The organism is Streptomyces sp. CNB091, from assembly GCF_000377965.1.
In genome coordinates this window covers 450,425-473,575 of the sequence record NZ_KB898991.1, presented here as the reverse complement: position 1 = coordinate 473,575, position 23,151 = coordinate 450,425, and the positions used below count along the sequence as shown (strand labels likewise).

The 23,151-nt window shown below is 73.8% G+C and carries 17 protein-coding genes; 7 read left to right on the top strand and 10 right to left on the bottom strand.

Annotation, left to right across the window (positions count from 1 at the left end):
• Positions 1-54: 54 nt before the first annotated feature.
• Positions 55-3,576, bottom strand: coding sequence for an ATP-dependent DNA helicase (locus D581_RS0106045; RefSeq protein WP_026290254.1), 3,522 nt, complete (start codon positions 3,574-3,576; stop codon positions 55-57).
• A gap of 264 nt (positions 3,577-3,840) precedes the next feature.
• Entirely contained in the window at positions 3,841-4,353 is a 513-nt protein-coding gene (locus tag D581_RS0106040) for an MGMT family protein (protein WP_018956328.1), read from the bottom strand.
• 221 nt (positions 4,354-4,574) lie between these two features.
• On the opposite strand from D581_RS0106040, the gene D581_RS0106035 reads away from it, so the two are divergent.
• The 3 genes from D581_RS0106035 (at position 4,575) to D581_RS0106025 (ending at position 10,921) form a co-directional block, all read left to right on the top strand.
• Positions 4,575-7,424, top strand: a complete 2,850-nt coding sequence (locus tag D581_RS0106035) for a lysylphosphatidylglycerol synthase transmembrane domain-containing protein (protein WP_026290253.1) — start codon at positions 4,575-4,577, stop codon at positions 7,422-7,424.
• A gap of 183 nt (positions 7,425-7,607) precedes the next feature.
• The gene (locus D581_RS0106030) at positions 7,608-9,200 is read left to right on the top strand and encodes an alpha/beta hydrolase (protein ID WP_018956326.1); all 1,593 of its coding nucleotides are present in this window, start codon (positions 7,608-7,610) and stop codon (positions 9,198-9,200) included.
• 125 nt (positions 9,201-9,325) lie between these two features.
• Complete coding sequence (locus D581_RS0106025) at positions 9,326-10,921, top strand: alpha/beta hydrolase (protein WP_018956325.1); 1,596 nt, start codon at positions 9,326-9,328, stop codon at positions 10,919-10,921.
• Positions 10,922-11,017: 96 nt separating this feature from the next.
• On the opposite strand, the gene moeZ is transcribed toward D581_RS0106025, so the two are convergent.
• From moeZ to D581_RS0105990, 7 genes are all read right to left on the bottom strand, one after another.
• Complete coding sequence (gene moeZ / locus D581_RS0106020) at positions 11,018-12,196, bottom strand: adenylyltransferase/sulfurtransferase MoeZ (protein WP_018956324.1); 1,179 nt, start codon at positions 12,194-12,196, stop codon at positions 11,018-11,020.
• Between the two features lie 99 nt (positions 12,197-12,295).
• Entirely contained in the window at positions 12,296-13,147 is an 852-nt protein-coding gene (locus D581_RS0106015) for a spherulation-specific family 4 protein (RefSeq protein ID WP_018956323.1), read from the bottom strand.
• A complete protein-coding gene (locus tag D581_RS0106010) occupies positions 13,135-14,100 on the bottom strand; it encodes an NAD-dependent epimerase/dehydratase family protein (protein WP_018956322.1) in 966 nt (321 codons plus the stop codon). Before D581_RS0106010 ends, D581_RS0106015 begins: the two co-directional genes overlap by 13 nt.
• A gap of 349 nt (positions 14,101-14,449) precedes the next feature.
• Entirely contained in the window at positions 14,450-15,637 is a 1,188-nt protein-coding gene (locus D581_RS0106005) for a hypothetical protein (RefSeq protein WP_469224367.1), read from the bottom strand.
• Between the two features lie 142 nt (positions 15,638-15,779).
• Complete coding sequence (locus D581_RS0106000; protein WP_018956320.1) at positions 15,780-17,672, bottom strand: DUF3492 domain-containing protein; 1,893 nt, start codon at positions 17,670-17,672, stop codon at positions 15,780-15,782.
• Positions 17,673-17,903: 231 nt separating this feature from the next.
• On the bottom strand, positions 17,904-19,364 hold the full coding sequence (locus D581_RS0105995; protein ID WP_078625673.1) for a DUF3152 domain-containing protein: 1,461 nt from the start codon (positions 19,362-19,364) through the stop codon (positions 17,904-17,906).
• Positions 19,365-19,372: 8 nt separating this feature from the next.
• Positions 19,373-20,338 carry an alpha/beta fold hydrolase gene (locus tag D581_RS0105990; protein ID WP_018956318.1) on the bottom strand — a complete coding sequence of 322 codons (966 nt, stop codon included), beginning with the start codon at positions 20,336-20,338 and terminating at the stop codon, positions 19,373-19,375.
• 111 nt (positions 20,339-20,449) lie between these two features.
• On the opposite strand from D581_RS0105990, the gene D581_RS0105985 reads away from it, so the two are divergent.
• The 4 genes from D581_RS0105985 (at position 20,450) to D581_RS0105970 (ending at position 22,327) form a co-directional block, all read left to right on the top strand.
• Complete coding sequence (locus D581_RS0105985; RefSeq protein ID WP_018956317.1) at positions 20,450-20,665, top strand: hypothetical protein; 216 nt, start codon at positions 20,450-20,452, stop codon at positions 20,663-20,665.
• Positions 20,666-20,832: 167 nt separating this feature from the next.
• Positions 20,833-21,474, top strand: a complete 642-nt coding sequence (locus D581_RS0105980) for a TetR/AcrR family transcriptional regulator (protein ID WP_018956316.1) — start codon at positions 20,833-20,835, stop codon at positions 21,472-21,474.
• A gap of 140 nt (positions 21,475-21,614) precedes the next feature.
• On the top strand, positions 21,615-21,842 hold the full coding sequence (locus D581_RS0105975; protein ID WP_003966467.1) for a DUF3107 domain-containing protein: 228 nt from the start codon (positions 21,615-21,617) through the stop codon (positions 21,840-21,842).
• Positions 21,843-22,045: 203 nt separating this feature from the next.
• Positions 22,046-22,327, top strand: a complete 282-nt coding sequence (locus D581_RS0105970) for a hypothetical protein (protein WP_018956315.1) — start codon at positions 22,046-22,048, stop codon at positions 22,325-22,327.
• 7 nt (positions 22,328-22,334) lie between these two features.
• On the opposite strand, the gene D581_RS0105965 is transcribed toward D581_RS0105970, so the two are convergent.
• A complete protein-coding gene (locus D581_RS0105965) occupies positions 22,335-23,081 on the bottom strand; it encodes a ferritin-like fold-containing protein (RefSeq protein ID WP_007446800.1) in 747 nt (248 codons plus the stop codon).
• Between the last annotated feature and the right edge of the window lie 70 nt (positions 23,082-23,151).

Below are 23,151 nucleotides of genomic sequence, written 5' to 3'. Positions count from 1 at the left end.
TGAGAAACGGTAACCGGAGCCACTGACAACCCGGGCCGATGCCCACGAAAGGCCCTACTCCACCACCTGTCGGCCTTCCGGCTGCGCGCTGCACGAGGCGCGGAAGGCGCAGTGGCCGCAGTGGGTGCCGGTGGTGGGGGTGAAGCGTTCGTCCAGGACCTTTCCGGCGGCGGTGGCGAGCAGGCCGGAGACCCACTCCCCCGCCAGTGGTTCCTGGGCCTGGACCTTGGGGAAGGCGTCGCCACCCTCCTTCTTGGGCGCGGGCTGACGGAGCTGGACCAGCTCGGCTCCGCCCGGCTCGGGGCGGCGGCCGTCGAAGACCTCGTCGACCGCGCCCTCGCGGACGGCGAGCTGGTAGACGGCGAGCTGGGGGTGGGCGGCGACCTCGTCCTTGGTGGGCGCGCTCTTGCCGGTCTTGAAGTCGACGACGTACGCCCGGCCCTCGGCGTCCTGTTCGACACGGTCCATCGAGCCCCGGATGCGGACGGCGTACTCACCCGCCTCCAGCGTCACGTCGAAGTCGTGCTCGCTCGCGGTGGGGGTGCGGCCGCCCCGGTCCAGGACGTGCCACTGGAGGAAGCGTTCCAGGGCGGCACGGGCCTGGTCCTTCTCCTGCTCGGACTTCCAGGGGGCGTCGAAGGCGAGGCCGTTCCACACGGAGTCCAGGCGTTCCATGAGGACGTCCAGGTCGGCGGGGGTACGGGAGGAGGCGACCTCGTCGGCGAGTACGTGGACGACGTTGCCGAACCCCTGGGCTGCGGTGGCCGGGGCGTCGGCCTTCACCTCGCGGCCCAGGAACCACTGGAGGGCGCAGGTGTTGGCGAGCTGGTCCAGCGCGCTGCCGGAGAGGGTGACGGGCTGGTCGCGGTCGCGGAGCGGCACTGCGGAGCGGGTCGGCTCCTCCAGACCCCACCAGCGGTACGGGTGGGCCGCGGGCACCAGCGGCTGCCCCTCGTCGTCGGTGAGCGCGGCGAGCCGGGCGAGGCGGTGGGCGGCGGCCTCGCGCAGCGCGTCGGAGGCGGCCGGGTCGACCGTGGTGGCGCGCAGTTCGGCGACGAGCGCGGCGACGGCGAGGGGGCGGCGGGGGCGGCCGGTGACGTCGCGGGGTTCGACGCCCAGCTCGGTCAGGAAGCGGGAGGGCTGGTCGCCGTCGTCGGCGGGGGCCTTCACGGCGGTGACGACGAGGCGGTCGCGGGCGCGGGTGGCGGCGACGTAGAAGAGCCGGCGTTCCTCGGCGAGGAGGGCCCCGGGGGTGAGGGGTTCGGCGAGTCCGTCGCGGCCGATCCGGTCGGCCTCCAGGAGGGAGCCCCGGCGGCGCAGGTCGGGCCAGAGCCCTTCCTGGACCCCGGCGACGACGACGAGCCGCCACTCCAGGCCCTTGGAGCGGTGGGCGGTCATCAGGCGTACGGCGTCGGGGCGGGCGGTCCGCCGCGAGAGGGTGTCCGCGGCGATGTCCTGGGCGTCGACCTCTTCGAGGAAGTTGAGGGCCCCGCGCCCGCCGGTGCGCTCCTCGGCGCGGGCGGCCGTCTCGAACAGGGCGCACACCGCGTCGAGATCGCGGTCGGCGTTGCGCCCGCCCGCCCCTCCGCGCAGCGCGGCCCGCTCCAGCCTGCCGGGCCAGGGGGTGCCGTTCCACAGGGTCCACAGGGCCTCCTCGGCGGTGCCGCCGCCTTCGAGGAGCTCGCGGGCCTTGCGCAGGAGCGCGCCGAGGCGCTGCGCGCCGTGGGCGTACGCCGGGTCGTGCGTGACGAGCCGTTCGGGCTCGGCGAGGGCGCGGGCCAGCAGTGCGTCGGAGGGGGCGGGGACCCGGATGCCGGCGGCGCGCTCCTCGTCGCGCAGGGCCCGGCCGAGGCGGCGCAGGTCGGCGGCGTCCATGGAGCCGAGCGGGGAGGTGAGGAGAGTGAGGGCGGTCTCGGAGTCGAGCCAGGGGACGGCCGCTTCGTCCTGCCCCTCGTCGGCGCGGGCGGTGTGCGGACCCTCGTCGCCGCGGGCAGTGTCCAGCCCCTCGTCGCCGCGGGCAGTGTCCAGCCCCTCGTCGCCGCGGGCGGTGTCCAGCCCCTCGTCGCCGCGGGCGGTGTCCAGGCCCTCGTCGCCGCGGGCGGTGTCCGGCCCCTCGTCGGCGCGGGCGGTGCGCAGCGCGGCCGCGGCCACCGTCCGCAGCGCCGTCAGCAGAGGGGCGACGGCCGGTTCGTGGCGCAGCGGCAGGTCGTCGCCGTCGACCTCCAGGGGGACTCCGGCGGAGGTGAGGGCGCGGCGGACAGCGGGCAGCGAGCGGCCTCCGGCCCGTACCAGCACGGCCATCTCCTGCCACGGCACCCCGTCCTCCAGGTGGGCGCGGCGCAGCAGGTCCGCGATGTTCTCCAGCTCCGTGGACGCGGTCGGGTAGGTGTACGTCTCGACCTGGCCGCCGTCCCGGACGGCGGCCGGGTCGCGGTGGGCGCGGACCATGTCGGCGGGCAGCCGGGTCAGCGGCATCCGGCGGGTGAGCAGCCGGGTCGCCGCGAGAAGTCCGGCCCCGGAGCGGCGGGAGGTGGTGAGGACGCCCACGGGCGCGGGCTCCCCGTCCGCCCGGCGGAAGGTGTCAGGGAAGTCGAGGATGCCGTTCACGTCGGCGCCCCGGAAGGTGTAGATCGACTGGTCGGGGTCGCCGAAGGCGATCAGCGTCCGCCCGCCGCGCGCTGCCGCTCCACGCTCCTCGGCGTACCCCGGCGCGCGCCCCTGGTTGCCCGCCAGCGCGTGCAGCAGGCGCACCTGGGACGGGTCGGTGTCCTGGTACTCGTCGACGTACACCGCGTCGTAGCTCCCGGCCAGCCGCTCCGCCACCTCGGGGCGCTCCGCGAGCAGGACCGCGCGGTGCACCAGCTCGGCGTAGTCCAGGACGCCCTGGGCGTCGAGGATGTCGAGGTACTCGGCGAGGAACTGGGCCGCCGCCGTCCAGTCCGGGCGGCCGGTGCGGCGGGCGAAGGCGGCCAGCGCGTCCGGGCCGAGGCCCAGTTCACGGCTGCGGGCGAGCACGGCGCGCACCTCGTCGGCGAAGCCGCGGGTGGTCAGGCAGGACCGCAGCTCGTCCGGCCAGCGGACGTGGGCCAGGCCCTCCTTCTCCAGGTCGAGCTGGCCCGCGAGCAGTTCGCGGACGGTGACGTCCTGCTCGGGTCCGGACAGCAGGCGCAGCGGATCGGCGAACAGGTCGGCGTCCTGGTGGGCCCGGACCAGGGCGTAGCAGTACGAGTGGAACGTGGTGGCCTGCGGGCCCCGGGCCGCCCCGAGGCGGGCGGCCATCCGGTCACGCAGCTCGACGGCGGCCTTGCGGCTGAAGGTGAGGACGAGGATGCGGGCGGGGTCGGCGCCCCGGTCGACCCGGGCGGCGACGGATTCGACGAGGGTGGTGGTCTTCCCGGTGCCGGGCCCGGCGAGGACCAGCAGCGGGCCGCCCGGGTGGTCAACCACCGCGCGCTGACCTGCGTCCAGGAGGGGGGGATCCACGGAACCCGGCGGAGTGCGGACCAGGCGGTACGCACCCGTGGTCCGCGGCCGTGACTCACGGTGCGGACTGTGCCGGGTGGAGGAGGAACTCACGTGGATCGCCGGTCCTGGTGGGCGTACGCGGGTGTACGAGTGATGGATGAGGGACGGGGTCGGTGCGGACGGGGTCGGTGCGGACGGAGAAGAGGGGAGGGGCGGAGCGTGCCGCGCGGTGACGACGCTACGCCAGCGACGGCACGGGAGGCAGCGGCTGTGCCGCGTCGCTCGTCACGTGCGCTGCCGCCGTCACGTCCGCTGCCGCCATCACGTCCGCTGCCGCGTGGGGCCGTATCCGTCGGGGGCCGATGGCGGAAGCTGTCAGGTGTGAGCTTTCTCGCCCCGACCGCCCGCACCGCCGGCGTCACCGCCCGCACCGCGCGCACCCCGCGCATCACCACCAGCGCCGCCGACGTCACCGTCCGCACCCCGCGCATCACCGTCGGCGTCACCGTCCGGTCGTACGCCGCCGTCCCAGCGGGCGCGCCGCATGTCGATGCGCGGGATGTGCCCCTCCGCCCGGTGAGACGCCTCGCGCAGCGGGGTGCCCTCGGCGCGGTAGTGGTCCAGCGCCCGCAGCTCGTGGGCGGGGAGCAGGGTCCCGTCGGAGCGGACGACGCGCCACCACGGCACGGCCGATCCGTACAGCGCCATGACCCGGCCGACCTGGCGGGGTCCCCCCTCGCCCAGCCACTCCGCGATGTCGCCGTACGTCATCACCCGGCCGGGCGGGATCAGGTCGGTCACATCGAGGACGCGCTCCGCGTACTCCGGCAGTTCGGCGCCGGCAGGGGCGGTGCCGGAGCCGCCCTCGTCCGTCTGGTCCTGGCTCATCCGCCCCATCCTGCCGTACGCCACCGACAGCCCGGCCGGAACGGTAACCGTCCGGGCACACCGCGTGCGCAAGGGTGGAAAGGAGCGTATGTTGCGCTTCCCGCGCCCGTGCGATGCACCCTGATGCCCTCCTCTGTCTACGGGCCGTGCCACCATCATGCGGGCGGTGACCGGTGATACCAGAACACGAAGACGGACCAGAGGCGATGAAGGAGCAGGGCGTGCAGCCACCGAAGGCGGCGGACGCCTCCGATGCCGGGGAGCGCCCGCAGGGTGATTCCGAGTCCTCCGGAGCGCCCCGTGCCGACGGCCCCACGGCGTCCACCACCGGACATCTGACCGGCTCGACCCGGGCCTCGGCCGAGGCCGCTCTGACCGACCGCGTCTCCGGCGACGAGCCGCTGCTCCCCGCCCGGGTGCACCGCCCCTCCGACCTGATGCGGCTGCTCATCGGCGTGCTCGCGATCGCGGTCCTGTTCTCGATCGCCGCGTTCGCCCAGGGCACCACCACCGGCCTGGAGGACGACATCTCCAAGGGCACCGAACAGGCGCCCGATCTGTTGATCAAGATCGCCGGCCTGGTGTCCAGCATCGCCGTGCTGCTGGTGCCCGTCGCCTTCGCCATCGAACGCCTCATCAAACGCGACGGGCTGCGCATCGCGGACGGTGTGCTCGCGGCCGTGCTCGCCCACGGGGTGACGCTCGCCACCGACCTCTGGGTCTCGCGGTCCGCGCCCGGCACCATCCAGGACGCGCTGACCCAGCCGCAGACGGCCGGCGGTCTGACCGACCCGGTGCACGGCTACCTCGCGCCGGTCATCGCGTACATGACGGCGGTCGGGATGGCACGGCGGCCGCGCTGGCGCGTGGTGCTGTGGGTGGTGCTGCTGCTCGACGCGTTCGCGATGCTGGTGGGCGGGTACACCACCCCGTTCTCGATCATCCTCACCGTGCTGATCGGCTGGACCGTGGCGTACGGGACGCTGTACGCGGTCGGCTCGCCGAACGTCCGCCCCACCGGCCAGCACCTGATGGCGGGGCTGCGGCACGTGGGCTTCCGCCCGGTCGCGGCGATGCGCACCGAGGACGCCCCGGACCACGCCGACCAGAGCGACCGGGGTCGGCGCTATCTGGTCACCCTGGAGGACGGCCCCCCGCTGGACGTCACCGTCGTCGACCGGGAACAGCAGGCCCAGGGGTTCTTCTACCGGGCCTGGCGGCGGCTCACGCTGCGCGGGATCACCCAGCGGCGCTCGATCCAGTCGTTGCGCCAGGCGCTGGAGCAGGAGGCGCTGCTCGCGTACGCGGCCATCGCCGCCGGGGCGAACGCGCCCAAGCTGATCGCCACCTCGGAGCTGGGCCCCGACGCGGTGATGCTCGTCTACGAGCACATCGGCGGCCGGACGCTGGACTCGATGGAGGACGAGGAGATCACCGACGATCTGGTGCGTGGCACCTGGCGTCAGGTGAAGGCTCTCCAGTCGCGCCGGATCGCGCACCGCAGGCTGACCGGTGACGCGCTCCTGGTGGACCGTTCCGGCAGGGCGTTCGTGACGGATCTGCGCGGCGGTGAGATCGCCGCCGGTGATCTGGTGCTGCGGATGGACGTGGCCCAGTTGCTGACCACGCTGGGGCTGCGGGTGGGGGCCGAGCGGTCGGTCGCCGGTGCGCTGGCCGTGCTGGGCCCGGACGCGGTGGCGGACTGTCTGCCGCTGCTCCAGCCGATCGCGCTGAGCCGCTCCACCCGGGCGACGCTGCGCCGGATCGCCCGCGAGCGTTCGCAGCGCGAGCGGGAAGCGGTGGTGGAGGCCTCGCAGGCGGCCAAGCAGGCGAAGGCGCAGGCCGCTGAGGACTCCACCGCGGACTCCACCGGGGAGTCCACCGGTGGGACTCCCCCGGAGCACGGCGCGGACCGGGAGACCGAACCGAAGGCGGGCCCCAGGACGAGCCCCAAGGCAGACCTCAAGGCGGACCACAAGGCGGAGCGCAAGTCGCTGCGCACCGAGAAGCAGGCCGAGAAGCGCGCCATGGACGACGCGCTGGAGGAGGCCCGCGAGGAGGATCTGCTCGCCCAGATCCGGCGTCAGGTGCTGCTGATCCGCCCGCAGGCCCCGGTCGAACCGGTCCGCCTGGAGCGCATCAAACCGCGCACCCTGTTCAGCTTCATCGCCGGAGCCATCGCCGCGTACTTCCTGATCTCGCAGGTCACCCAGGCGAACTTCGGGGTGGTCGTGGAGCAGGCGGAGTGGGGCTGGGTGGCGGCCGCCCTCGGCTTCTCGGCGCTGAGCTACGTGGCGGCGGCGATGAGTCTGCTGGGCTTCGTGCCGGAGCGGGTGCCGTTCTCGAAGACCGTGCAGGCGCAGGTGGCCGGCTCGTTCGTGAAGATCGTCGCGCCGGCGGCCATCGGGGGCGTGGCCCTGAACACCCGCTTCCTCCAGCGCGCCGGGGTGCGCCCCGGGCTCGCGGTGGCGAGCGTCGGGGCCTCGCAGCTCTTCGGGCTCGGCGCCCACATCATGCTGCTGGCGCTGTTCGGGTATCTCACCGGTACGGAGCGGACCCCGGACTCGCTGACCCCGTCCCGGACGGTGATCGCCGGTCTGCTGACGGTCGCGGTGCTGGTGCTGGTGGTGACGGCGGTCCCGTTCCTGCGGAAGTTCGTGGTGACGCGGGTGCGCTCGCTGTTCGCCGGGGTCGTGCCGCGCATGCTGGACGTGGTGCAGCGGCCGCAGAAGCTGCTGACGGGCATCAGCGGCATGCTGTTGCTGACCGGCCTGTTCGTGCTCTGCCTGGACGCCTCGATCCGGGCGTTCAGCGGCCCGGACGTGCCCCAGCTGAGCTACGCGAGCATCGCGGTGGTCTTCCTGGCGGGGAACGCGATCGGCTCGGCGGCCCCGACGCCGGGCGGGATGGGCGCGGTCGAGGGCGCGCTGACGCTGGGCCTCATCGCGGTCGGCCTGCCGGCGGAGGTCGCGGCGCCCGCGGTGCTGCTCTACCGCGTGATGACGCTGTGGCTGCCGGTGCTGCCGGGGTGGATCGCCTTCAACCAGCTGACCCGCAAGGGCGAGCTGTAGCCGGAGGCGCGGGCCGGGCGAGCAGCCCCGCCGCCGGGCCCCCGCGGGCGAGCTGTGGCCCAGGTCCTGTCGTCGAACTCCTGTCGTCGCCCGGCGGGCGGCCCGGCGGGGGCAGCGGCCCCCCGCCACCCGCATGGACCGCGCCCGGCCGCGCTCCCCGGCGCGCCGCCGCACGATGGGGGCATGAGGACTTCCCCCGCTCTGCGTGCCGCCGCCCTCGCCGCCACCGCCACCGTGCTGCTGCCGCTGGCCGCCTGTTCGGGCGACGGTGACGGGGAGGGGTCCTCGACGCCCACCGGGGCATCGACCGCCTCTCCGTCCTCCACCGCCGACGACCTCGCGTCGCAGCAGCTCGCATGGTCTCCGTGCCCGCCCCCGAACTCGGCCCAGGGCGGCGGCGAGTCGCCGTCGCCGCTGCCCGGCGGCGTGGTGTGGGAGTGCTCCTTCATGGACGTGCCCCTCGACTACGCGGAGCCGGACGGCCGCACGATCGAACTGGCGCTGGTGCGGGCGAAGGCCAAGGAGCCGAAGCGGCGGATCGGCTCGCTGGTGTTCAACTTCGGCGGACCCGGCGCGTCCGGCGTCGCTACGCTGCCCGCGTTCGGCACCGAGTACGACAAGCTCCGCACCCGGTACGACCTGGTGAGCTTCGACCCGCGCGGGGTCGGCCGCAGCGAGGGCGTCGAGTGCGCCGACGACGCCCAGCTCGACGCCTTCTACCAGGAGGACTCCACCCCGGACGACGCGGCCGAGGAGAAGCAGTTCATCCAAGGGCAGAAGGACTTCATCGCGGACTGCGAGGAGAACTCCGGCCCCGAACTCCCCTTCGTGGGCACGACGAACGCCGCCCGCGACATGGACCTGATGCGCGAGGTCCTGGGCGACGACAAGCTGCACTACTTCGGCATCTCGTACGGCACCGAACTGGGCGGCGTCTACGCCCACCTCTTCCCCGACAAGGTCGGCCGGGCGGTCTTCGACGCGGTGGTCGACCCCACGAAGGACGCCGAGCAGTCCGCCATCGGCCAGGCCCAGGGCTTCCAGTTGGCCCTGGACAACTTCACGAAGGAGTGCGCGGAACGCGACGACTGCGCGCTGCCCGGGGCCACCCGGCAGGAGGTCGAGCAGGGCATCGCCGATCTGCTGGCCGAGCTGGAGGAGGAGCCCGTCGACGGACTCGGCGACCGTGCGCTGACGCAGACACTGGCCACCACCGGCATCGCGTCCGCGCTGTACTCCAAGGAGACCTGGCCGCTGCTGGAACAGGGCCTGGACGAGGCGGGCGGCGGGAACGGCGGGCTGCTCCTCGCCCTGGCCGATTCGCTGAACGGCCGCTCGGAGGACGGGCGGTACGACAACTCCAACGCCGCCAACATCTCCATCAACTGCGCGGACAGCTCGCAGCGGTTCTCCCTGGAGCAGACGAAGGCGGCGCTGCCCAAGTTCCGCAAGGCGTCCCCGCTGTTCGGGGACTACCTGGGCTGGGGCCTGATGAGCTGCACCGGCTGGCCGGTGGCGGGCGCCTGGAAGACCCCGGACGTCACCGCACCCGGCTCCGCTCCGATCCTGGTCATCGGCAACACCGGTGACCCGGCGACCCCGTACGCGGGTGCGAAGGCGATGGTGGAGAAGCTGGGCGAGGGCGTCGGCGTCGAGCTCACCTACGAGGGCGAGGGGCACGGGGCCTACAACAGCAAGGACGCGTGCGTGCAACGGACGGTGGACGGCTATCTGTTGAACGGTACGGTGCCGAAGTCCGGCACCGTCTGCGGGTGACTCCTGGTGACTCCGACCCCCGACTCCCGTGTCGAGCACGGCGGTTAGCATGGCCGCACATCACCGCCGCCCGACGCGTCACCACCGGCCTCGGGCAGGACGCCCCCAGGGAGGGAAGCCGGATCATGCGTGCGCACCGTCGTGGCCAGCGGGCCGCCGTCTCGACAGGAGCAGCCCTCCTCGCGGCGGGACTGCTCACCGGCTGCGGCCTGTTGAGCACGGAGCCGGAGGCGAGCGATCCGGCGGGCGGCGGTCCCGCCGGCGCCTCCGCCGCGCCCACGCCGACGGGCCTCAAGGACTCCCCCAGGACACCGGAACTGCCCTCCGCCCTCACCTCGCAGCGCCTCGACTGGAAGCGCTGCCCGGCCCCCCGGGGCGGCGAGGCCCCCGGCTCCGCCTGGCGTTGCGCGCGCGTGGACGTACCGCTGGACTACGCGGAGCCGTCGGGGGAGACGCTCTCCCTCGCGCTGGTCCGCAAGGAGGCCCGGGACAAGGGGCGGCGGCTCGGCTCGCTGCTGTTCAACTTCGGCGGCCCCGGCGGATCCGGCGTCGGCATGCTGCCGCGCTCGGCCGACGCGTACGCGACGCTCAACTACCGCTACGACCTGGTGAGTTTCGACCCGCGCGGGGTCGCGGCCAGCTCCGGGGTGCGCTGCCGCACCGACAAGGAGCAGGAGCAGGCCCACCGGAACGTCGACCTGACTCCGGACACGGCGGCCGAGGAGACGGCGTTCATCGAGGACGCCGCGGACTTCGGCGCCGGCTGTGAGCGCCGCTCGGGCGCGATCCTGCCGCACGTCGGGACGGCCAACGCCGCCCGCGACCTGGACCTGATCCGTGAGGTCCTGGGCGACGAGAAGCTGTCCTACTTCGGCTTCTCCTACGGTACGGAGCTGGGCGGAACGTACGCGCACCTCTTCCCGCACAAGGTGGGACGTACCGTGCTGGACGCGGTCGTCGACCCGACGGCCGACGGGACCGGGCACGCCCGCAACCAGACCACCGGCTTTCAGCGCGCCCTGGAGAACTACCTCAAGGACCGCGGCCAGGACCCGAAGGCGGGCTCCGAGCGCATCGCCCGGCTGCTGGCCCGCATGGACCGGAGCCCGCTGCCGACCGATTCGGGCCGCGAACTGAGCGAGTCGCTCGCCATCACCGGCATCGTCACCCCGCTGTACTCCGCATCGGACTGGCCCGCCCTGACGGCCGCGCTCGACGAGGCGGAGAACGCCGGAACGGGCAATGGTCTGCTCCGGCTCGCCGACTCGTACAACGGCCGGGACGAGCAGGGGCGTTACGACACCCAGAGCCACTCGCAGCGGGCGATCTCCTGCGCCGACTCGGCGTCCCGTCCCACCGTGGACGAGGCCCGTGCGCTGCTGCCGGAGTTCCGGAAGCTGTCACCGGTCTTCGGCCCGTTCCTGGCCTGGGACACCGCGGGCTGGTGCGCCCAGTGGCCGGTCGAGGGGGAGCGCGAGACGCCGGAGACCAGCGCGCCGGGCGCGGGCCCGATCCTGGTCGTCGGGACGACCGGCGACCCGGCGACCCCGTACGAGGGGGCGCGGCGGATGGCGGACGAGCTGGGCAAGGGCGTCGGCGTCCTGCTGACCAACAAGGGCGAGGGGCACGGGGCCTACGGCGGCAACGACTGTGTGACCTCGACGATCGACGACTACTTTCTGGACGGGAAGGTCCCCGAGGACGGCACGACCTGCTCGTAGGAGGGGCCCGGAGGCCCGGGAGTCCGGGCACACGGAAGGGGCCGGCCCGCGCGTGCGCGGACCGGCCCCTTCCGTACGGCATCGGTACGGAACGCTCTAGTACACCGGCTTCTCGGGCTCGATCTGGTTGACCCAGCCGATGACGCCGCCGCCGACGTGCACCGCGTCGGCGAAGCCCGCGGACTTGAGGACCGCGAGGACCTCGGCGCTGCGGACGCCCGTCTTGCAGTGCAGGACGATGCGCTTGTCCTGCGGGAGGTCCTGGAGGGCGGTGCCCATGAGGAACTCGCCCTTCGGGATCAGCTTCGCGCCGGGGATCGAGACGATCTCGTACTCGTTCTTCTCGCGGACGTCGATGATCTCGATCTTCTCGTCGCCGTCGATCCACTCCTTGAGCTGCTTGGGAGTGATCGTCGCGCCGAGCGCCGCCTCCTGCGCCTCCTCGGACACGACGCCGCAGAAGGCCTCGTAGTCGATGAGCTCGGTGACGGTGGGGTTCTCGCCGCAGACCGCGCAGTCGGGGTCCTTGCGGACCTTGACCTGGCGGTACTGCATCTCCAGGGCGTCGTAGATCATCAGGCGGCCGACCAGCGGGTCGCCGACCCCGGCGAGCAGCTTGATGGCCTCGGTGACCTGGATGGAGCCGACGGACGCGCAGAGCACGCCCAGCACGCCGCCCTCGGCGCAGGAGGGGACCATGCCCGGCGGCGGGGGCTCCGGGTAGAGGCAGCGGTAGCAGGGCCCGTGCTCGGACCAGAACACGGAGGCCTGGCCGTCGAAGCGGTAGATCGAGCCCCAGACGTACGGCTTGTTCAGCAGCACCGCGGCGTCGTTGACGAGATAGCGGGTGGCGAAGTTGTCCGTGCCGTCCACGATCAGGTCGTACTGCGCGAAGATCTCCATCACGTTCTCGGCTTCGAGCCGCTCTTCGTGAAGGACCACGTTGACGTACGGGTTGATGCCCAGCACGGAGTCCTTGGCGGACTCCGCCTTGGACCGGCCGATGTCGGCCTGGCTGTGGATGATCTGGCGCTGCAGGTTCGACTCGTCGACCTCGTCGAACTCCACGATGCCGAGCGTGCCGACACCGGCCGCGGCCAGATACATCAGGGCCGGCGAGCCGAGGCCGCCGGCGCCGACACACAGCACCTTGGCGTTCTTCAGGCGCTTCTGCCCGTCCATCCCCACATCGGGGATGATCAGGTGGCGGGAGTACCTGCGGACCTCGTCGACGGTGAGCTCAGCAGCTGGCTCGACCAGGGGTGGCAGCGACACAGGAACCTCAACAATGCAGGTGGTCGGATTCTACGTAGACCGGCTTCTTACGGTCGACTACGTACGGTTGTTCTCCCCGTAACACTGCCACGCCCCTCCTCATTCCGAGATACCAGGTCCGATCCGCGAGACGATTTCGTCCCAGTAACTGGGCAGCGCCGCGAATGGGTCGCTTTGTCCACTTCGGCCGTCCCGGTCGTTCCGGCCGTCCCGGTCGTTCCGGTCCGTGAAGAAGATCGTCCCGGCGCCCTGCCAGCGGGCGATGCGCATGGCCTCCTCCAGGTGGGTGCGCGGCACCCCGTGGACGAGGTGGGCGAACCGCTCCGGTGCATATTCGGCCGTCCACTCGGCCACCTGGGACCAGCGGTAGTCGGTCCACGGGCCCTGGAAGGTGACCAGCTGGTCGGCCGCCTCCGCGTACCCGGGATACGGATGCGTGCCGTGGCCCAGCACCAGGCGGCCCCCGTCGTCGGCGCTGTCGCTCTCCGCCAGCAGGGCGTGGAGCGTACCGGTGAGCCTGCGGACGGCCGGCAGCTCGGCCCGCTCGGCGGGGCAGCGGGCGAGGTAGAAGCCGCCGATCCGGTACCAGTCGATGAAGGACCGGGCGTCCGCGATCAGCTCCTCGAACGGCCGCTCGCCCCAGGCCAGGTCGAGGTGGCCGAGCAGCCTGCCGCCCGAGGCCCGGACAGTGTCGTCCGGGGAGCAGCCGTGCAGGGCGCGTTCGCGGGCGTTGCGCAGCCTGCCCGCCGCCTCCAGGCAGTGCGGGTCGGGCCGGGAGCCGGGGCCGTCCGCGATGTTGAGGACGGCCCAGTGCAGCGGGGTGCCGGGGCGGGCCAGTTCGGCCCATTCGGCGGGGGCGAGCAGTGGGTGGGCGTAGCCGGGAACGCCGAAGCCGAGCTGTTCGCCGCCCGCGGTGCGGCGGGCGTCGGCGGGAGCGGTCAGATACGGCACGCCGCCTCCATCCAGATGTCCGCCAGGGACTCCTCCAGATTGATCCGGGGCCGCCAGCCGAGCCGGTCCCGCGCGGTACGGACGTCGGCCTGCTGCCACACGCCGCAGCCGTCGGGATACGGGGACGGGGTGGCGGCGAGGTGCTCCATGACGGACTCGGCGGAGGTGCGCGGAGCTCCGATGGGCAGGCGCGCGGGGGGGGTGTCCAGCTCGTGGAGGGCGCCCGCGTACCCGGCGACTCGCGCCAGGACGGCGGCGGCGTCGCGGAGACGGACGGCCCGCCCGGTGCCGATGTTGACGACGCCCTGGGCGGCGGAGAGCGAGGCGGCGTGGACGGCCCGCGCCACGTCCCGTACGTCGACGAAGTCCCGCTGCACACCGAGACCGCTGAGCTTCAGCTCGCCGTCGCCGGACTGCATGGCCCGGCGCATCGCCTCGGCGAGCCGGCCGAGCGGGGAGCCGGCGGGGGTGCCGGGGCCGACGGGCGAGAAGACCCGCAGGACGACGGCGTCGAGGCCGGAGCCGAGGACCAGTTCGGTGGCGGCGAGCTTGCTGACGCCGTACGGGCCGCCGGGGCGCGGGACCGCGTCCTCGGCGGTGGAGGACCCGGGCTGCGAGGGCCCGTACTCCGAGGCGCAGCCGACCTGGACGAGCCGCGCCCCGCAGCCGCTGCGGCGCAGGGCCTCGCAGACGGTGGCGACGGCGACGGTGTTGTGCCGGGTCAGGTCGCGGGCGCCGCCGCGCGTGGCGCCCGCGCAGTTGACGACGACTCCGGGATGGACGGCGTCCAGGAAGCGGGTGAGCGCCCCGGGGCTGCCGCCCGCGAGGTCGAACCGGACGTCGGCGTCGTCGCCGCGGCCCAGAGCCGTGAGGTGGACGGCCGGATCGGCGAGCAGACGGTCGGCGACGAAGCGGCCGAGGAATCCGTTGGCTCCGAGCAGCAGCACCCTCATCGCGCACCGCCTCGGTGCCGACGGCTCACTGCCGGTGCGGGGGATTGGGGGGTCATGGCGGGTTTCTCCTAGGTCATCGAGTCGGTCGTACGGTGCTGGACGAGCCCGCGGCGTCGGCTCCGCGGATGTGGGGCGGTGAAGCGGTGGAACGGTCGGAGGGGCTGGTGCGGTGGGCGGTGGCCGGTGGGCGGTGGGCGGTGGGCGGTGGGCGGTGGGCGGGTCGTGCGGTGGTTCGTGGGTGCGTCGGGCGGTGGTACATCGGGGGGCGGGCGGTGGTCGGGCGGTGGTACGTCGGGGGTCGGGCGGTGGTACGCCGGTCGGTCGTGCGGTGGTAGGTCGGGGGGCCGGCTCAGGTCCGGGTGTGGGCGGAGGCGCGGGAGAGCGCGAACGCCGCGTGCAGCAGGAGGCCGACGGCGGCCCCGCCGCAGGCGAGGGCGGACACGGCCCCGGTACCGCCCGCCGAGACGAGGGCGTCCACGGGCCGGGCGAGGGGTTCGAGTCCGGGGAGCCGGGCGGCGAGGACGAGGGCCGGGGCCCCGACCTCGACGGCGCAGGCGGCGGCGAGCGCGACGGTGCCCGGTTCGGGCAGCCCGTGCGCGGCGAGCAGCCGGGCCGCGAAGAACAGGACCCCGAGGGCGGCGGCCGCGACGGGCGTGCCGCCCCCGAGGCCGAGGTCGGCCAGGTACAGCAGGGGCAGCAGCGCGCCGAGGAAGAGGGTGACGACCGCCAGGAGCAGGGGCCGCACGCCCGCGCCGAACTCCTCCAGGACGCGGCTGGCGGTCAATTTGCGGTGGGCGTGGACGGTGAAGAGATGCACGCACCAGGCGGCCGGAGCGATGGCGGCGGCGAGACCGAGCAGCGGGGCCGGGGTGCCGTCCCACGGACCGTCCGGGCCGCCGGTCATGACCTGGGCGAGCAGTTCCTCGCCGTACACCGCGTAGCTCAGCAGCCAGCAGCCGTACATCCCGGCGCGACCCGCTCCGTCGGGGGCGCGCAGAGGGCCCCGGCCCAGGCACGCCCGGAGCGCCAGGCAGGCCAGGACGGCGCCGACGACGGTGACGAGGGCCCGCGTCCCGTCGCCGAGGACGCCCTCGGTGACCCGGAGCACCCCGGCGGTCGCCAGGCAGGCGGCGCCCGGAAGCAGGGCGAGGAGCGTCCACGCGGCCCGGTCGTCGGTGTCGGGACCGGGGCCGGTAGGCCCGTCGGCGACGCGCTCCCGCGTACGGGGCGGCATGCGGGCGTACAGCTCCTCGGCGAGGGCGAAGACATCCCGGTGGCGGTAGCGGGCGGCGGTGCGGTCGGTGAGGCCGTGCGCCTCCAGTCCGGCGGCGATCTCCAGGGGGTCCACGGCCCGTTCACACAGGTCGCGGTGGTGGTGCAGGAGGGACTTCACCGGGTCGGCCGGGCCCCGGCGGGCGGCGGCGCCCGGTGCCCGGCGCGCCGTGGTGCGGGGCCGGATCTCCGCGGGGCGTTCCGGGGCGGGCGCGGTGCGTTCCGGGGCGGCAGCGGGGGGCGCCGGGTCGTCCGGACGGGTCATCGGGATGTCTCCGTGGTCGGGGCGGCCTCCGGGGCCGGGGAAGCTCGCTTCGTGGAGGGCCGGTTCGTGGAGGGCCGGTTCATGGAAGGCCGGTTCATGGAAGGCCGGTTCGTGAAAGGCCGGTTCGTGAAAGGCCGGGTGGTCACGCATCGCCGTCTCCCGCCGGTCCGGACGCGATCGCGCAGACGCCCTCGGGCTCCGGCTCCCGCGGGTCCTGCGGCTCGGGCTCCCCGGGCCGGGCCGGCAGCCGGCCCCCGGGCGCGGACGCCCGGCCCGGCGCGGAGGCGTCGGACTGCTCCGGGGCCGGCTGTGGACGGTGGTGCGGCCCGCGCTGGGTCCAGTGGCCGAGGAGGCGGGCTTCCGGCGGGGTGGCGAAGGGCAGCGGGTCGCCGTGGGCGTCCACGGTGTCGGCCTCGCGGCGCACCGGGGTGTGCGAGATCAGCTCCAGGTAAATGCCGCGAAATGCCGCGAGGTTCTGTTCGACGGTGAAGAGTTCGAGCGCGCGGGCCCTTGCGGCGGCCCCCAGGCGTGCTCGACGCTCGGGGTCGCGCAGCAGTGCGACGCAGGCGTCGGCGAGCGCCTTGGGGTTGCGCGGGGGCACCACCAGGCCGGTGCCGCCGATGACTTCGACGACCGCTCCCACGTCGGTGGAGACGGTGGCCCGGCCGCAGAACATGGCTTCGACGAGGCTGACCGGGAAGCCCTCGACGACGCTGGACAGCACGATCACGCCGCCCGCGCCGTAGGCCTCGGCGAGGTCGGGGACCTCGGGGCCGCCGATCTCCTCGAAGGTGACCGGGCTGACGCCCTCGGTGTGCGCGCCGGTGGCCTCGTCCGGGAAGAGCTGGGCGGCCAGGGCCGTGCAGTGGGCGAGGTAGGTGGTGGCCGCCCGGTCGCCGTCCGCCGGGGCACCGAAGACGCGCAGCCGGGCGCCGGGCTCGGCGCGGCGGACCTCGGCGAAGGCGTGGAGGAGGGCGATCAGGTCCTTGGCGGGCTCGATCCGGCCGACCCAGACCAGCGTGTCGGGGCCGCCCGGGCCTTCGCCCCCGCCGGCCGCGGCGAGGCGCTCGGCATCCTCGCCGACCTGGCCGAAGCGCTCGGCCGCCATGCCCGGGTAGACCGTGCGCTGCTTGGCGGGGTCCGCTCCGCAGCGCTGCTGCCAGCGCCGCACGTGGGTGTTGCCGGGGGTGACGATCGCGGCCTGCCGGTAGACCTCGGTGGTGAGGCGGCCGTGGAATCCGGCGAGGAGCGCGCGCACAGGGGTTCCGTACGGGGTGTCGCAGGCGGCCAGGTAGTGCGCGCGCAGCGGGACGCCGTGCTCGGTGACCAGCAGCGGCACCCCGAAGAAGCGTTTGGCCAGGAGCCCCGGGAGCGCGGCCGCTCCACCGGAGGCCGCATGGCAGAGGTCGACCGCACCGAGGCTCTCCTGGCCGTACCAGTCCAGCGAGAGCGGGCGCAGCGCGCGCTCCAGCTCGGCGGCGAAGGCGAGGTGGTCGGGGACGGTGGCGCCCTGCACGGTGCGGCCGGTGCCCCGGGCGCGGGAAGCGGCCTCCAGGATGCGGACGGTGTCCTCGGAACGCAGGGCGAGATGGAGTCCGCCGCGCTCGCGGGCCAGCTCGCCGAGGCCGTAGAGCCCTTCGGCGAACAGCTCCGTGCCGGTTCCCTCACCCACCCCCGTACCGGCCTCGTCGGGGGTGCAGATCGCGGTGGCGAGGGCGGTGAGGCCGTCGGTGAAACGCCTGCGGTCGCGCCGCCCGTAGGACCGTTCCCCCCCGGTCACCAGCCGGGCCAGCAGGCCGCGTTCGCCGCTGCCGCGCAGGGTGCCGTCCTCGGGGGTCCACAGCGGCGCGGTGCGCACCCGGCTGACCTGGGGCGGCAGCCGGACCCAGCCCTGGTCCTCCTGGTGGGCGGAGCGGCTCAGGGCGAACAGGTCGAACTCGTGCTGCGGCAGCCCGCGCACCAGTCGGTCGCACCAGAGTCCGGACTCACCGGTCGCATACGGATAACCACCGTCGGTGAGCAGTCCGATCCGCACGAATACACCCCCGATCTCCCTTGTGGGCGGCCGCCGTTGAAATGGCGACTCACAGCGGGACGACCGTAAGCGGATACGCCGGTGGCGCGACGGACGGTTGTCCGTCGCGCCACCGAAAGGGGTGAACCGTCGTAACTTTCCCGCCCCGGTCGCGTTCCGTCGCGATACAGCGGTCGGTTGTTACGGAGAGTCAGGCCCGGGCCAGCCCTTCGCGGGCGGCGCGTGCCGGGGTCAACCGGTTGGATACACCCAGGGGTTGGGCTTGCACTTGATGCCGTCGATCTCAAGGGTCTTGGTCTGCTGCTGCATGACCGGAGCCAGGGCGCCGGGGGTGCGGCAGTTCACGTGGTTGTGGTGCAGGCGGTGGCCGACCTCGTGGTTGATGAGCATCTGACGGTAGGGCAGCAGCTTGTCCGGGCCGAAGGTGGCGGCGCCCTGTGCCCAGCGATAGGCGTTGATCATGACGCGGTCGGTCGCGGCGGAATCACAGGAGACGTTGTCGACCGTGGTGTCGAGACCGGACTCGGCACACCAGTCGCCGGTGGTCCCGGGGCTGGCGAGCGTGATCACGAAGTCCGGGGTTCCCGACGAGATGCGCTCGAACGTCATCGCGCCGTTGTGCGCCCAGCTCCGGTCGTCGTTGAGCGTCTTCTGCACGGCTTCGGCGAACAGGCCGGCGTCGAGGCCGAGTCCCTTCTCCACATCGACCCGGTAGCGGTGCTTCTGCCCCTTCCCCGGGGCCTTCGCGAGCCCGGGCACCGCCTCGAACGTGCCACTCGCCCTCAGGTCCGCGGCGAGCGGAAACGGCTGCGCCATCCTGTCCGCGTACGAGAGGGGTTTGACCTCGGGCTTCGCCGAGGGCTGCTTCGGGGTCGGGCGGGCGTCGGAGCGCGAGGAATCGTCGCTCGGGCCCTGTCGCTCCACATCGGCGGCGCGCGCGGCGGCCGCACGGTCGCCGGCGTCCTCGGCGACCTGGCCGGCCACCACGACCGCGAGCACGGTGGTCACCGCGGCGGCGGCGATGCCGGTGAACGTCCGCCCCCTGCCGCCCCGGGTCGCGGCGCGTTCGTCAGGCTCCCCGACCCCGGTGTCCGTGCCGGTGCCGGTGTCGTCCACGCCGTCCGGGGCTCCGGCCGGCGGCGCGGCGGGTGCGCCCGGCGAGGCGTCGGCGTCGAAGGCGTCGACGAACTCCCGCCGCGGGCCCGGCACCGAGCCGGCGGGCGTCGGCTGCTGCGCCGCCCGGCCGTCCGCGGCGCGCTGGGCCGCGCGCTGGGCGGACACCTGGCGGGCCACGGCCTGCTGCCGGGCGGCGGCGTCCTGGGGCCCGGCGGGCGCGCCGGAGTGCGGCCGGGCGTCGGCGGGTCGGTCGTCCGGACCGGAGTGCCGGCCCGGGTGGGACAGCTGGGGACGGGGGGCGCCGCGGGGCGCGGGGGCGTCGGGCCCTTGGTCGTAGCGGGGTACCGGTCCGGTGCCCCAGCCGCCGCCCTGCTCACGCTGTTCGGGGTGGCCGCCGCGCACCTGCGGGGCGTCGGCGGAGAACGGGCCCCGCCCGTCACCGGTCGGCGCGGGAGCGGTCCGCCTGCGCCTGCCGCCGCCGGGCGCGGGCCTCGCCGCGGCGCGCTCGCCGCCCGGTTCCGTGACGGCCGCGTCCGGGCGGATCGCCCCGGAGCCCTTTCGACTGTGTCGTCCCACGCCCCGGATCAGCTCCCGCCGCAATCGTCCAGCAGTTCCCGGAACGCCTGGGCGACCGCCTCCGGGTACTCCATCATCGCCACGTGCCCCGCGTCGGGCAGCGTCAGCAGCCGGGCGTCGCGGAAGGCCGCGGACGCCTTGCGTGCCATCCGGTACGAGACGAGCCGGTCCCGTCCGCCGTACACGAGCTGCGTCGGTGCGAGCACCCGCTCGGCCTGGCGCCACAGTCCGTGCTGGCCGCCCAGGGTGTACGCGTCGACGATGCCCCGGGCCGAACGCGTCATCGCGTCCCAGAAGTACGGCAGCTCCAGCCGCCTCTCCATCTCGGCCACCGCGTTGCGGAAGGCTTCGTCGGAGACCCGTGCCGGATCGCCGTAACAGAGTGCCATGACTCCGCGCGTCCGCTGCTCCGCCGTCCAGCCCTTCGTCAGCCGGGCGAACAGGGATGCGACTCCCGGCGCCGCGAGGAGGCCGGTCGGGACGGCGGGTCGCTGCACCCGCCACTCCGGCAGGGCGGGCGAGATCAGAGTGAGGGTGCGCACCAGGTCGGGACGGACCGCGGCGACCCGGGTGGCGACGGCGCCGCCCAGCGAATTGCCGAACAGGTGGACGGGCCCCCTCTCCTCCGCGTCCAGCAGCCGGATCACCGCACGGGCGTGTCCGGTCACCGAGTAATTGCCGTCGTCCGGCGGCGGCGAGTCCCCGAATCCGGGCAGGTCGACGGCCTCGCCGTCGACCAGGTCGGACAGCAGCGGCATCAGCGCGGACCAGTTCTGCGACGAGCCGCCGAGCCCGTGCACGTACAGCGCGGGAGGCAGTCCGGTCCGGTCGCCCGGTCGGCAGCGGACGTTCAGGCCGATCCCCGGCAGCGACACGGAGCGCAGCCGTTCGCCGTCGGCGACCCGGACGGCACTGACCGTGGGAGCCACCGCGGCGGCGGCGGCCTGGACACCCGGCAGCTCGGTCGAAGACATACGGCAATGTTACGAGACGATCACGCCCCCCTTCATGTGTTCGCCGTCACAGGCCGCATCGCGGGGCGGGCGGGTAGCTCCTAGGCTTCGAGGGAAGGAAGGGAGCTGCACATGACGGTCGACCCGAGCGACCCGGACACCTTCGAGAACGCCGAACCGGAAGCGGCGGGGCCCGAGGCCCCGGAGGCGGACGCCGCCGAGCAGCGTACGGATGTCCGGCCCGAGGACGACGACCGGCCGGAGAGCGTCGATGCGGACTCCGCCGATGAGGCCGACGTGGCGGAACAGCGCAGGGTGATTCCCTTGGATGAGGACGATTACCGGTAGTACGCCCCGGTTTGCTCACGACCAGGGAGAACTGTGGCTTCCACAGCCGTCCGGTCCATGAAATTCTGCGTCCGCGCCGCGCACACCCGGGTTACCCAAAAGTACGATGGCTGTACGGCGCAGCGTGCACGGACCGGTTGTGCTGGAACACATATTTGGGAGGCGGCGTGACAGCCATCGAGCAGACAGAGGCCGCGCGCCCGCGGGGTACACGCCTTCCCCGCCGCGCCCGGCGCAATCAGCTGCTGGGCGCCGCACAGGAGGTCTTCGTCGCGCAGGGCTACCACTCCGCCGCGATGGACGACATCGCCGAGCGGGCCGGAGTCAGCAAACCGGTGCTCTACCAGCACTTCCCCGGAAAGCTGGAGCTCTACCTGGCCCTGCTCGACCAGCACTGCGAGTCCCTGCTCCAGGCCGTGCGCACGGCGCTGGCCTCCACGACGGACAACAAGCTGCGCGTCGAGGCGACGATGGACGCCTACTTCGCGTACGTGGAGGACGAGGGCGGCGCGTTCCGGCTGGTCTTCGAGTCCGACCTGACCAACGAGCCCGCCGTGCGCGAGCGGGTCGACCGGGTGTCCCTCCAGTGCGCCGAGGCCATCTCCGACGTGATCGCCGGGGACACCGGCCTGTCCAAGGACGAGTCCATGCTGCTGGCCGTGGGCCTCGGCGGCGTCTCCCAGGTGGTGGCGCGCTACTGGCTCTCCAGCCGGTCCACCATCCCCCGCGACACGGCCGTCCAGCTCCTCACCTCGCTGGCCTGGCGGGGCATCGCGGGCTTCCCGCTGCACGGCGCCGAGCAGACCTGAGCCCTCCGGCGCGGGACGTCTGACGCCGTGTTCGCTGCGGGCGTTGCCGGTCGGGCCCTGAGCCCCGCTCCCGCCGGGCTAATGTGGCTGCGTACGGCGCGGTTCGCCGCGCAGGGACTGACCGTCGGAGGGACATAGCCGTGGAGGTCAAGATCGGGGTGCAGCACACGCCCCGCGAGATCGTTCTGGAGAGCGGGCTTTCCGCCGAGGACGTCGAGAGCGCGGTCGCCGCGGCACTGGGCGGCAAGGCGGAGCTGCTCAGCCTCACGGACGACAAGGGCCGCAAGGTCCTGGTGCCGGCCGACCGGATCGCGTATGTGGAGATCGGTGAGCCGACCACCCGGCGGGTGGGGTTCGGGACGCTGTAGTCCACCGGACGCGTTGATCACGGGAGCGGCCCGGCGGGGATGTCCCCGCCGGGCCGCTCCTGTGTCGTCCGCCGGCCTCTCCGCCCGTCCCGGACCCCGTACGGGTCGGAACGGTCCGCCGGAGGATTGCTCCTCACAGGCTGGGGGTAGGACCGCCTACGACCGATTTGCCCGCCCCGCACACCCCCGCGAGGTGATCCTCTGTGATCTGGGAATCCTTCGGCGCCGCCGTCCTCGGACTCGCCCTGTCCTGGGCGGCGCTCCGATCACTGGCCGACCGGCTGCCGTCCGGCCGTGCGGTATATCTCACGGGCGCGCTGGGCGCCCTGTTCGGCGCGTATCTGACGCATGCCGCGCTGGGTACCGGCCACATCCTGACGACGCTGATCGGAGCCGTGTCCGTCGGGGCGGTGACGCTGTCGCTCCTGATCCGACCACGCGGCCGCCACCTCGCCCGGTCGGCGTCGGCGGCGGCGGCCCAGTAGCGGGGTGTTACGCGGCCAGTCCCAGCGCGGCCATCCGCTTGGTGTGGGCCTCGGTGATCCGGGAGAACATCCGGCCCACCTCAGCCAGGTCGAAGCCGTCCGCGACGCCGCCCACCAGCATCGTCGAGAGGGCGTCGCGGTCGGCGACCACCCGCTGGGCCTGCGACAGCGCCTCGCCCATCAGCCGGCGCGCCCACAGTGCGAGCCGTCCGCCGAGCCGCGGGTCGGCCTCGATCGCGGCGCGCACCTTCTCCACGGCGAAGTTCCCGTGGCCCGTGTCGTCGAGCACGGACAGCACCAGGGACCGGGTGTCGGTGTCGAGCCGGGCCGCCACCTCACGGTAGAAGTCGCTCGCGATCGAATCGCCGACGTACGCCTTGACCAGGCCCTCCAGCCAGTCGGACGGCGCCGTCTGGCGGTGGAAGTCGTCGAGCGCCTTGGCGAACGGCTCCATCGCGGCGGTGGGGTCCTCGTCCACGGCGGTGAGCCGCTGGTTGAGCTGCTCGAAGTGGTGGAACTCGGCAGCGGCCATCTTCGCCAGCTCCGCCTTGTCGCCGAGTGTCGGCGCGAGCTTCGCGTCCTCCGCCAGCCGCTCGAAGGCCGCCAGCTCTCCGTAGGCGAGGGCGCCGAGCAGGTCCACGACCGCGGCGCGGTACTGCGGGTCGGCTGCCGCGGTGGCCCAGTCCTGGGCGGCGATCCCGGTGGCTGCGGAAGCTTCGGCGGGGGTCTCAGTGGCGTGGTCAGGCGTCTCCATGAACGGAACGATAGCCCGCTCCGCGCAGGGCGGAAGGGCCTGGTCAGCCGGGGACCTCATACCGTTCCGA